Raw genomic sequence first — 11,846 nt, 5'->3', positions numbered from 1 at the left:
TTGCCGGAGCGGCCTCCGCCCGTCAGCGGCGGGAGGTCGGCCGGGGCTTCAGGTCGTCGAGGGCGTCGGCATTGGCGCGGCCCCAGGCGTAGAGGAGTTCGACCGGCTCGACGAAGCGGCCCCCGAGCGCGGTCAGGCGATAGTCCACGGCGGGCGGCACCGTGCCGGCCACGTGGCGGGTGAGGAGGCCGCTCGCCTCCATGTCGCGCAGGGTCTGGGTCAGCATCTTCTTCGAGATGCCGGGCAGGCTGCGCTGGAGCACGCCGGTGCGCGCCGCCCCGCCGTGGCGGGCGTGCAGCGTGTGCAGGACCATGCTGGTCCACTTGGTGGCGAACAGGTCGAGCACCCGGCGCGGTGCGCAGTCCTCGCGCCACGTCTCGTCCGCACTCAGCCTCTCCATGGTCGTCGCCCTTTGCTGGTTACCGTTTGGTGCCTATGACCCCAATCGGTGCCGTCTGGTCAGGGGCGGACTGTCTCCATAGGTCGGTCTCAGATCAAGACGGAGACTTCCATGACCAGGACGGCCCTCATCGCCGGCGTCAGCGGCATCGTCGGCAACAACCTCGCCCGTCACCTGGTGTCGGAGGGCTGGTCCGTGGCCGGCCTCGCCCGGCGCCCGCCCGCCGACCTGGCCGGCGTCACGCCGGTGGCCGCCGACCTCCTCGACCCCGAGAGCCTGCGCGGCGCGCTGGCGGAGGTCCGCCCCACCGACGTCTTCATCACGACCTGGCTCCGCCAGGAGACGGAGGCGGAGAACATCCGCGTCAACGGGACGATGGTGCGCAATCTCCTCGACGCCCTTCGGCCGAACGGCGGCGTGGCGCATGTCGGCCTGGTCACCGGCCTCAAGCACTATCTCGGGCCGTTCGAGGCCTACGGGAAGGGCACCCTGCCGGCCACGCCGTTCCGCGAGGAGCAGGGCCGCCTCGACGTCGAGAACTTCTACTACGCGCAGGAGGACGAGGTCTTCGCCGCCGCAACACGGGACGGCTTCGGCTGGAGCGTGCACCGGCCCCACACCATCATCGGCTACGCGCTCGGCAACGCCATGAACATGGGCGTGACCCTGGCCGTCTACGCCACGCTCTGCCGCGAGACCGGTCGGCCGTTCCGCTTCCCGGGCTCGGCCGCCCAGTGGAACGGGCTCACCGACATGACGGATGCGCGCATCCTGGCGCGCCAGCTCGCCTGGGCCGCCACCACGCCGGCGGCCCGCAACGAGGCCTTCAACATCGTCGACGGCGACGTCTTCCGCTGGAGCTGGATGTGGGGCCGGATCGCCGACTGGTTCGGCGTGCAGCCGGCGCCCTTCGACGGCACGGTCCTGCCCCTGGAGCAGCAGATGGACGGCGCCGCCCCGCTCTGGGCCGAACTCGCCGCCCGGCACGGCCTCAAGGAGGCCGATCTCGGGCGCCTCGCCTCGGCCTGGCACACGGATGCGGATCTCGGCCGCCCCATCGAGGTCGTCACCGACATGAGCAAGAGCCGGCGCCTCGGCTTCCTCGACTACCAGGCCACCGACGACGCGTTCTTCGACCTGTTCGCCCGCCTGCGGGCGGAGCGGGTCATTCCCTGACATCCGCCACCGGCCGGGGCTTCGCCCGCGACTTGGCGGACCCGGCGTTTGTCTCCATCATCGCCGGATCCCCCGATGCGCGAGACCCCGATCCGATGAAGCCGTTCGACTGGACCACCGGCTACCCCACCGTGCGGATGCCGATCTTCGGCCGCAACATGGTCTCGACCTCGCACGCCCTCGCGGCCCAGGCCGGCATCCGCATGCTGTGGCAGGGCGGCAATGCGGTCGATGCCGCCATCGCCACGGCGGCGGCCAAGACCATCACCGAGCCCTGCAGCAACGGCCTCGGCTCGGACGCCTTCTGCATCCTGTGGGACGGCAAGGCGCTGCACGGCCTCAACGCCTCGGGCGGGGCGCCGGCGGCCTGGACCCCCGACTACTTCGCCCGGAAATACGGGGCAGCCGAGCGCCCGCCGATGCGGGGCTGGGATTCCGTCACGGTGCCGGGCGCCGTCGCGGCCTGGGTGGCCCTGAGTGAGCGCTTCGGGACGCTGCCCTTCGCCGATCTCCTGCAGCCCGCCATCGAGATCGCCGAGCGCGGCTACCTCGCGCCGGTCGTGGTGCAGCAGAAATGGGCGGCCGCCGCGACGGTCGCCGATCTCGTGAGCCAGCCCGGCTTCGCCGAAACCTTCCTGCCCCGCGGCCGCGCCCCCCATGTGGGCGAGCGCGTCACCCTGCCGGGCATCGCCCGGTCGCTGCGGGCCATCGCCGAGACCAAGGGGCGGGCCTTCTACGAGGGCGAGATCGCGGAGGCCATGGCCCGCCACGCCGCGGCCCATGGCGGCGCCATGACGGTGGCGGACCTTTCCGCCTTCCGGCCCGAATGGGTGACGCCGACGGCCAAGGACTACCGCGGCTACACCCTGCACGAGATCCCGCCGAACGGGCAGGGCATCGCCGCCCAGATCGCCCTCGGCATCCTCGACTCCTTCGACCTCGCGGGCTTGGCCCCCGACGGGCCGGCGGCGCAGCACCTGCAGATCGAGGCGATGAAGCTCGCGTTCGCCGACACCTACCGCTACGTCGCCGACGCGCGCAGCATGCAGGTCAGCCCGGAGGCGATGCTCGACCCCGCCTATCTGGCGGACCGCGCCAAGCTGATCGACCCGCGCCAGGCGCAGGATTTCGGCGCCGGCAACCCGGTGCGCGGCGGCACCGTCTACCTCACGGCGGCCGATGAATCCGGCATGATGGTGAGCTTCATCCAGTCGAACTTCATGGGCTTCGGCTCGGGCGTGGTCGTGCCCGAATGGGGCCTGTCGCTGCAGAACCGCGGCTACGGCTTCGTGCTGGACCCGAGCAGTCCGAACGTGGTGGCGCCGGGCAAGCGGCCCTTCCACACCATCATCCCGGGTTTCCTCACGCAGGGCGGCGCGCCCGTGATGAGCTTCGGCGTGATGGGCGGCAACATGCAGCCGCAAGGCCACCTGCAGACCCTGGTGCGGATGATCGACCACGGCCAGAATCCGCAGGCCGCCTGCGACGCGCCGCGCTGGCGCTTCAACGCGGGCCTGGAGATCAACGCCGAGGCGACGATGCCGGCCGCGACCCTGCAGGGCCTCGTGGAGCGCGGCCACCGGGTCGACGTGATCCAGGACAGCTACCAGGATTTCGGCGCCGGCCAGTTCATTTGGCGCATGGGGGATGCGGGCACCGAGGGCTATGTCGGCGCCAGCGATCCGCGCCGCGATGGGCAAGTGGCGGTTTGGTAATTGGCCGCGCTTGCGCCAGCATCCGCTGGCACGGATAATGTATGCACTTTCGAACGTCTTCCCGGCTCGTGCCGATCGGCCCTCGGGTGCGACCGATCCGCGATCCGGACCGATCCCTGTTCTGAAGGAAGCTTGATGCTGCGTCTGTTCGCTGTCGGCCTCGTCGCGGGCATTGCCGCGCTGTCGCCCGTTCTCGTCGGGGCGTCGCAGGCCCAGACCCTGCGCTTCGGCCTGATGGAGGACCCGGACGCCCTCGACCCGACGCTGGCCCGCACCTTCGCCGGCCGCATGGTCTTCGCCGCCCTGTGCGACAAGCTCGTGGATATCGGCCCCGACCTGAAGCCGGTGCCGCAGCTCGCCACCGGCTGGAGCCTGTCGGAGGACCAGAAGACCCTCACCATGACCCTGCGGCCCGGCGTGCTGTTCCACGACGGCGAGAAGCTCGACGCGGCTGCGGCCAAGTACAGCCTCGAGCGGCACATGAAGCTGCCCGGATCGCAGCGGCGCGGCGAGATCGCACCGATCGACCGGGTCGAGGTCGTCGACGACCTGACCTTCAAGATCCTCCTCAAGACGCCGTTCGCCCCCCTGATGGCGCAGTTCACCGACCGCGCCGGCATGATGGTCTCGCCCAAGGCCGCCGAGCGCCTGGGCGACAAGTTCTCCACCGCTCCCGTCTGCGCCGGGCCGTTCAAGTTCGTCGAGCGGGTGCCGCAGGACCGGATCGTGGTCGAGCGCTTCGACGATTACTGGAACAAGGACCAGATCCACCTTCAGCGCATCGAGTTCCGGCCGATCCCCGACGGCACCGTGCGCCTGACGAACCTCCGCGCCGGCCAGCTCGACCTGCTGGAGCGGCTGACCCCGACCGACCTGCCGCAGGTGAGCCGCGACCCGAAGCTCAAGATCGGCTCGACCATCGAGCTCGGCTTCCAGTCCATCGTGTTCAACCCGAACAGGGCGGGCTCGGCGGTGGCCGACCCGCGCGTGCGCGCCGCCTTCGACCTCGCCATCGACCGCAACGCCCTCAACCAGGTGGTGTTCAGCGGCGAGTTCCTGCCCGGCAACCAGTGGGTCTCGCCCAAGCACCCGGCCTACGTGCAGGCGTATCCGATCCCGAAGCGGGATGTGGCCAAGGCCAAGGCCCTGCTGGCGGAGGCCGGGGTGCCGAAGCCGAGCGTGACCCTCACGGTCTACGCCAACAACGAGGCGCCCCAGGTGGGCCAGGTCATCCAGGCGATGACCCGTGAGGCCGGCTTCGATGTGAAGCTCCAGGCCACCGACTTCACCACCGCGCTGGACGCCGCCGACAAGGGCAATTTCGACGCCTACCTCTATTCCTGGAGCGGCCGGCCCGATCCCGACGGCAACACCTTCAGCTTCCTCGCCTGCAAGACGCCCCTGAACTACGCCCGCTACTGCAACCCGGAGGCGGACGCGGCGCTCGGCGCCGAGCGTGCCACGGTCGATCCCGGCCAGCGCGCCGAGGCCTGGAAACAGCTCGCCGACCGGGTGATGGCCGACCGGCCGCTGATCTACCTGTTCCACCGCAAGCTGTTCTGGGCCTACAGCACCAAGCTCACCGGCTTCACGCCCTATCCCGACGGCCTCGTGCGCTTCACCGGCCTCACGCTCAACTGAGGCGGAGGCCCGGCCGATGCTGCGCTTTCTCGTCCAGCGCCTGGCGCTCGCGATCCCAACCCTGGTGATCGCCTCGATGATCATCTTCACCCTGCAGCAATTGCTGCCGGGCGACACCGCGACGGCCCTGTCCGGCGAGGAGCGCGACCCCGAGGTCATCGCCTTCATCCGGCAGAAGTACCACCTCGATCAGCCCCTGCCCGTGCGCTACGCCCTCTGGGCCGGCGGCGTGCTGCAGGGCGATCTCGGCGAGTCGATCCGCCTGCAGAAGCCGGTCCTCGACCTCGTCATCGAGAAGCTGCCGGTCACCCTCGAACTCGCCTGCCTCGCCATGCTGGTGGCGCTCGTCATCGGCGTGCCGATGGGGATCCTGTCGGCGGTCAAGCGCGGAACGGCTGCCGACACCCTGGCCAACGGCATCGCCCTCTGGGGCCTGTCGGTACCGAATTTCTGGCTCGGCATCCTGATGATCCTGCTGTTCTCCGTGCAGCTCGGCTGGCTCCCGGCGTCCGGCTACGTCTCGCCCTTCGTGAGCTTGTCCGAGAACCTGCGCTCCATGGCGATGCCGGCCTTCGTCCTCGGCAACGCCATCGCGGCGGTGATGATGCGCCACACCCGCGCGGCGATGCTGGGCGTGCTCGGCTCGGACTACGTCCGCACCGCCCGGGCCAAGGGCGTCTCGCCCCTGCGCCTGATCCTGCGCCACGCCCTGCCCAACGCCGCGATCCCGATCATCACCCTGGGCGCCCTCGAATTCGGGCAGCTTCTCTCCGGCGCGGTGCTCACCGAGCAGGTGTTTTCGGTGCCGGGCTTCGGCAAGCTGATGGTCGATGCGGTGTTCAACCGCGACTACGCCACCGTGCAGGGCGTCGTGATCTGCACCGCCACCACCTACGTCCTCCTCAACCTCGCGGCCGACCTCCTCGCGGCCTTCGTCAACCCGAAGCTGAGGCGCGCGTGAGCATGGGCGTTGTGCAGGAGCACCGCATCGCGGGGATATCGAGCGCGTCTCTCCTCCCCCTTGTGGGGCGGAGTAGAAGGCTGGGTGACCCTCCAAATGCGAAGGCTAACGGCGCCACCCCCACCCTCGATCCCTCCCCACGAGGGGGAGGGAAGCGCGTGATCGCCTGGCAGGAACCGATCGACGGGAGTGGCGCCCGATGACCAAGGCTGCCATCGCCCCGCCCGGCATCGCCCTGTCGGCCGCCGAGCCCGCGCTCCGCGCCGAGCCGAGCCCGATCCGCGAATTCTGGACGCGCTTGAAAGCGCGCCGCACCGCCATGGTGGGCCTCGTCATCGTGGTGGCGCTGATCTTGATGGCAATCTTCGCCGACGGGATCGCGCCCTACGATCCCATCGCAACCGATTGGGGCGCCATCCGCTCTCCGCCGAGCTGGGCGCATCCCTTCGGCACCGACGAGGTCGGGCATGACGTGCTGTCGCGCATCGTCTTCGGGGCGCGGGCCTCCCTCGGCGCCGGCCTGACCTCGGTGGCTCTCGCGGTGGCGCTCGGCCTGCCGTTCGGCCTGCTGGCCGGCTATGCCGGCGGCATGGTCGACCTGGCGATCATGCGCCTGACCGACGCCCTCCTGGCGATTCCGTTCCTGATCCTCGCCATCGCGCTCGCCGCCTTCCTCGGTCCGAGCCTGACCAACGCCATGGTGGCGATCGGCCTCTCGGCCACCTCGACCTTCGTGCGCCTGACCCGGGCGCAGGTGCAGGCGGTGGCGGCGGAGGAGTTCGTGGAGGCTGCCCGCGCCGTCGGCAACCCGCCCTGGCGGATCGCCATCCGCCACATCGTGCCCAACATCGTGCCCGCGATCCTGGTCCAGGCGACCCTGACCATCGCGGCGGCGATCATCGCCGAGGCCAGCCTGTCCTTCCTCGGCCTCGGCCAGCAGCCGCCCGAGCCGTCCTGGGGCTCGATGCTCAACGTCGCCAAGAACTTCCTCGAGCAGGCGCCCTGGATGGCGATCTGGCCCGGGGCCTCGATCTTCCTTGCGGTGCTGGCCTTCAACCTTCTCGGTGACGGCCTGCGCGATGCCCTCGACCCCCGGCAGAGGACCTGACCATGGTTCCGGAGAGCCCGAAGCCCCTGCTCGACGTCCGCGACCTCGGCGTCGCCTTCGACAGCGAGGGCGGCGCGGTCCACGCGGTCAACGGCGTGTCGTATACGCTCAAGGAGGGCGAGACCCTCGGCATCGTCGGCGAATCCGGCTCGGGCAAGAGCGTGCACGTGCTGGCGATGCTGGGGCTGATCCCGCGCCCGCCCGGCCGCATCACCGGCGGGCAGGTGCTGTTCGCCGGCCGCGACCTCTTGCGCCTGCCGGAGCGCGACCTGCGGAAGGTGCGCGGCGGGCAGATCGGCTTCGTGTTCCAGGACCCGATGAGTTCGCTCAACCCCGGCATGACGGTGGCCGCGCAGATCATCGAGCCCCTGCGCATCCATCTTGGCCTCGACGGCCGGGCGGCGCGGGCCCGGGCCCGCGACCTCCTCGACCTCGTGCGCATCCCGAACGCCGGCGCCCGCCTCGACCAGTACCCGCACGAGTTCTCCGGCGGCCAGCGCCAGCGGGTGATGATCGCCATCGGGTTGTCGTGCCGCCCCAAGCTTCTCATCGCCGACGAGGCGACGACCGCCCTCGACGTCACCGTGCAGGCGGAGATCATCGGTCTGGTGCAGGAGCTCAAGCGCGAGATCGGCATGGCGATCATCTGGATCACCCACGATCTCGGCGTGGTGGCGGGCATCGCCGACACCGTGCAGGTCATGTATGCCGGCCGCATCCTCGAGCGCGGCCCGGTGGACGACCTCTTCCGCGATCCGCGCAGCGCCTACACCCTCGGTCTGCTGCGCTCGCTGCCCGACCTGAGCCGCGGCCGGGCCGGGCGCCGGCGCCTGCATCAGATCGAGGGCGCTCCCCCGGACATGCGCCATCCGCCGCCGGGCGACCCCTTCGCCGCGCGCAACGCGTACGCGACGTCGCGCTGCCTCACCGAGGCGCCGCCCCTGGCCCAGGCCCCCGGCGCCGCCCCGGGCCACCTCGTGGCGGCGTGGTACGACCTGCCGGCGCGCCTCGCCGCCGAGGAAGCCGCACGATGAGGCCTGAGCCCGCCGACCGCTATCCGCTGCTCTCGGTGCGCAACCTGAGCAAGCACTACCCCTTGCGCAGCTGGTGGGGCGGCAAAAGCGCGGTGTTCCGGGCGGTCCAGGATGTCAGCTTCGACATCCGGCCGGGCGAAACGCTGGGCCTCGTGGGGGAATCCGGCTCGGGCAAGTCCACCATCGGCCGTGCCGTCACCATGCTGAACCCGCCGAGCGCCGGCACCGTCGCCTTCGAGGGCACCGACCTCGCCAAGCTCTCCGCCGGGGAGATGCGCCGGATGCGCGCCCGCATCCAGATGGTGTTCCAGGACCCCTACGCGGCCCTCAACCCGCGCATGAGCATCGGCGACTACGTGGCAGAGCCGTTCCGGCTGCACCGGCCCGGCATGGCCCGGGGCGAGCGCCGCGACGAGGTCGAGGGCTTGCTGGCCCGGGTCGGACTCGATCCGCGCTTCGCCCGGCGCTACCCGCACCAGTTCTCCGGCGGGCAGCGCCAGCGCATCTGCATCGCCCGCGCGATCGCGCTGAAACCCAGCTTCATCGTCGCCGACGAGCCGATCGCCGCCCTCGACGTCTCGATCCAGGCCCAGGTCGTCAACCTGCTGCAGGACCTGCAGGACGAGCTCGGCATCTCGTACCTGTTCATCTCCCACGACCTGCGCATGGTGCGCTACCTCTGCCAGCGCGTCGCCGTGCTCTGGCACGGCCGGGTGGTGGAACTCGCCGAGGCCGATGCCCTCTACGAGGATCCGCGCCATCCCTACACCCGGCGCCTCCTCAGCGCCGTGCCGGTGCCCAACCCCGTGGAGGAGCGCGGCCGCCTGCGCGCCGCCTCCCTCCTGCCCCCCGCCGATCCGGATGCCATCGGCGGCCTGGTCGAGGTCGCTCCCGGCCACTGGGTCGCCGACACCCGCTATTCCTGACCCCCAAGGACCCGACGCCGTGAGAGACTTCTCGAAACCGGGCCGCTCGCCCGTCTATGCCGCCAACGCCGCGGTCGCGACCTCCCATCCCCTCGCTTCGCTGGCCGCCATCGAGGTCCTGAAGGCCGGCGGCAACGCCGTCGACGCCGCCATCGCGGCGGTGGCGGTGCAGGGCGTGGTCGAGCCGGCCATGACCGGCATCGGCGGCGACTGCTTCGCCCTCTACGCGCCGAAGGGCGCCGCCGTGCCGGTCACGCTGAACGGCTCCGGCCGCAGCCCGGCCGCCGCGCACGACGCCTGGTACGTGGAGAACCAGGTGGCGATCGACGCGACCTCGCCGCACGCCGTCACGGTTCCGGGCGCCGTCGCGGCCTGGGCGCGGCTGCTCGCCGATCACGGCACCCGCACCTTGGGCGAGTTGCTGCAGCCGGCGATCCGCTACGCCGAGGAGGGCTATCCGGTGCAGCCGCGCGTCGCCTACGACTGGGCGCGCAACCGCGACAAGCTGCGGGCCGATCCCGGCTCGGCCGCCGCCTACCTCGTCGACGGCGAGGCGCCGAAGGTCGGCACGATCATGCGCCACCCGAAGCTCGGCGCCACCCTGCGGCGCATCGCCGAGCACGGCGCCCCCGGCTTCTACGAGGGCCCGGTGGCCGAGGACATGGTGCGCACCTTGCGCGAACTCGGCGGCCTGCACACGCTGGAGGATTTCGCCAACGCGGCGCCCGAATACGTGACGCCGATCTCGACCCGCTACCGGGGTTACGACGTCTACGAATGTCCCCCGAGCGGCCAGGGCCTCGCCGCCCTGATGATGCTGAACGTGCTGTCGCAGTACGACGTCGGCGCGCTGTCCGAACTGGACCGGGTCCACCTCTTCGCGGAAGCCTGCAAGCAGGCCTACCACCACCGCGACGCGCTCTTCGCCGATCCGGTCGTGAACGCCGTGCCGGTGGAGCACCTGCTCTCCCAGGCCTGGCAGGCGCGGGCGCACGGCGCCATCGACATGGCCCACGCGCAGACGCCGGTGCTGTGGCCGGAGATCCGGCACACCGACACGGTCTACCTCTGCGTGGTCGACCGCGACGGCAACGCGATCTCGCTGATCAACTCGATCTTCCAGGGCTTCGGCAGCGGCATCACCGCGCCGGAGAGCGGCGTGCTGCTGCACAACCGCGGCTTCTCGTTCCGGGTCGAGCCCGGCCATCCCAACACCATCGCGCCCTCGAAGCGCCCGATGCACACCATCATCCCCGGCATGCTGATGCGCGACGGCGCCGTGGTGGCGCCCTTCGGCGTGATGGGCGGGCACTACCAGGCCATGGGCCATGTCGAGCTGCTCACCGGCATCATCGACCGGGGCCTCGACGTGCAGGAGGCCCTCGATGCGCCGCGCAGCTTCGCCTATGGCGGCGGCATCGAGGTGGAAGGCGGCTTCGGCGCCGGGCTCGCCGAGGGGCTGGCCGCGCGCGGGCACGTCACGGTGCCGGCCCCGGTCCCGATCGGCGGCGGCCAGATCATCTGGATCGACCCGGCGACGGGCATGCGCGCCGCCGGATCCGATCCGCGCAAGGACGGCTGCGCCCTCGGCTACTGAACGTTCTTTCCCGTCGATCGCGTCGATTGGACCGGTCGGGACAGGCCCCCTCTCCCATGGGGAGAGGGTCGGGGTGAGCGCCGTACCCCATCCGCGGAAGTCACACACCTCGCCCTGTCCCTCTCCTTCCAGGAGAGGGGATCCGTGCGCGAAGGGCGCCGGAGGAATCGACCGGAGAGGGTCTGAGGCGCGGGCATCCGGCTCACGAGTAGCGCACCGGGGCCGGCTGCTCGGGCAGGGGGATGAACTCGGTTTCCCCCGGCACGGTGTCGAAGCGGGCCTGGCGCCAATCCTCCTTGGCCTGCTCGATCCGCTCGGGCCGGGAGGAGACGAAGTTCCACCAGAGGTGGCGCGGGCCGTCCATCGGCTCGCCGCCCAGGACCATGAAGCGGGCGGTCTCGGTCGCCCGCACGCTGATCCGGTCGCCCGGCCGGAAGACGAGGAGCTGGCCCGGGCCGAACCCGTCCCCGGCGATGTCGATGGCGCCCGAGACCGTGTAGATGGCACGCTCGTCGTAGGTCGGGTCGAGGGGCAGCACCGCGCCGGCCTCGAGCCTCACGTCGGCATAGACCATCGGGCTCGAGGTCCGCACCGGCGATGACGCCCCGAAGGCCTCGCCGGCGATCAACCGGACGGTCTTGCCCTCGCCGCCGAGGATCGGCAGCGCCTCGGCTTCGTAATGCTCGAAGGCCGGCGCGGTCTCCTCGTCCTGGCGGCTCAGCGCCACCCAGCTCTGAAGGCCGAACAGGGTCGAGCCGGTCCGGCGCAGGTCCGCCCCGGTGCGCTCGGAATGGGTGATGCCCCGCCCGGCCGTCATCCAGTTCAGCGCGCCCGGCCGGATCGGCAGCGCGGTGCCCAGGCTGTCCCGGTGCAGGATCTCCCCCTCGAACAGGTAGGTCACCGTCGACAGGCCGATATGCGGGTGGGGCCGCACGTCCATGCCCTGGCCGAGCAGGAACTCGGACGGGCCCATCTGGTCGAAGAAGATGAACGGGCCGACCATCCGGCACTCGGTCGACGGCAGGGCACGCCGGACCGCGAAGGAGCCGAGGTCCCGCGAGCGCGGCACGATCAGGGTCTTGATCGCGTCGCAGGTGAAGCGGTCGCCCGGGATCGGGTCCTCCGCACTGTGCCAGCTCATTCGATGTCCTCCCGTGTCATGGCCGCCAAGCCGGATCGTCCCGTGCCGACCGCCTCGCCCGGCAGGCGGCGCCGGCCCGGGTGCCGGCCCGCTCGCATCTGGAGGCCGGGGGAGGGGATGGGATTGTCGAATCCGGCTTCGCTTTGC

The 11,846-nt window shown here is 71.1% G+C and carries 10 protein-coding genes; 8 read left to right on the top strand and 2 right to left on the bottom strand.

What is annotated here, in order from left to right; all coding sequences use genetic code 11:
• Positions 1-22: 22 nt before the first annotated feature.
• Positions 23-400, bottom strand: coding sequence for a winged helix-turn-helix transcriptional regulator (locus tag ASG63_RS04040; RefSeq protein WP_056212318.1), 378 nt, complete (start codon positions 398-400; stop codon positions 23-25).
• Between the two features lie 111 nt (positions 401-511).
• Here ASG63_RS04040 and ASG63_RS04035 point away from each other — a divergent pair, with 111 nt between their 5' ends.
• From ASG63_RS04035 to ggt, 8 genes are all read left to right on the top strand, one after another.
• Positions 512-1,576 carry an SDR family oxidoreductase gene (locus tag ASG63_RS04035; protein WP_056212316.1) on the top strand — a complete coding sequence of 355 codons (1,065 nt, stop codon included), beginning with the start codon at positions 512-514 and terminating at the stop codon, positions 1,574-1,576.
• A 95-nt stretch (positions 1,577-1,671) separates the two neighbouring features.
• A complete protein-coding gene (locus ASG63_RS04030; RefSeq protein ID WP_056212314.1) occupies positions 1,672-3,291 on the top strand; it encodes a gamma-glutamyltransferase family protein in 1,620 nt (539 codons plus the stop codon).
• Positions 3,292-3,426: 135 nt separating this feature from the next.
• Positions 3,427-4,932, top strand: coding sequence for an ABC transporter substrate-binding protein (locus ASG63_RS04025; protein ID WP_056212312.1), 1,506 nt, complete (start codon positions 3,427-3,429; stop codon positions 4,930-4,932).
• A gap of 16 nt (positions 4,933-4,948) precedes the next feature.
• Positions 4,949-5,893 (top strand): ABC transporter permease, encoded by a 945-nt coding sequence (locus ASG63_RS04020; RefSeq protein WP_056212310.1) that lies wholly within the window; start codon positions 4,949-4,951, stop codon positions 5,891-5,893.
• Between the two features lie 199 nt (positions 5,894-6,092).
• Positions 6,093-7,001 (top strand): ABC transporter permease, encoded by a 909-nt coding sequence (locus ASG63_RS04015; RefSeq protein ID WP_082559167.1) that lies wholly within the window; start codon positions 6,093-6,095, stop codon positions 6,999-7,001.
• Positions 7,002-7,003: 2 nt separating this feature from the next.
• Positions 7,004-8,035: an ABC transporter ATP-binding protein gene (locus ASG63_RS04010; protein WP_056212308.1), complete on the top strand. Its 1,032-nt coding sequence runs from the start codon at positions 7,004-7,006 to the stop codon at positions 8,033-8,035.
• Entirely contained in the window at positions 8,032-8,961 is a 930-nt protein-coding gene (locus tag ASG63_RS04005) for an ABC transporter ATP-binding protein (RefSeq protein WP_056212306.1), read from the top strand. The genes ASG63_RS04010 and ASG63_RS04005 overlap by 4 nt, the downstream gene beginning before the upstream one ends.
• A 19-nt stretch (positions 8,962-8,980) precedes the next feature.
• A complete protein-coding gene (ggt, locus tag ASG63_RS04000) occupies positions 8,981-10,558 on the top strand; it encodes a gamma-glutamyltransferase (protein ID WP_056212304.1) in 1,578 nt (525 codons plus the stop codon).
• A 202-nt stretch (positions 10,559-10,760) separates the two neighbouring features.
• On the opposite strand, the gene ASG63_RS03995 is transcribed toward ggt, so the two are convergent.
• The gene (locus ASG63_RS03995) at positions 10,761-11,699 is read right to left on the bottom strand and encodes a pirin family protein (protein WP_056212303.1); all 939 of its coding nucleotides are present in this window, start codon (positions 11,697-11,699) and stop codon (positions 10,761-10,763) included.
• Between the last annotated feature and the right edge of the window lie 147 nt (positions 11,700-11,846).

Source organism: Methylobacterium sp. Leaf94, from assembly GCF_001426045.1.
In the GTDB taxonomy this organism is placed as follows: domain Bacteria; phylum Pseudomonadota; class Alphaproteobacteria; order Rhizobiales; family Beijerinckiaceae; genus Methylobacterium.
This window is presented reverse-complemented; position numbering and strand designations above follow the sequence as displayed.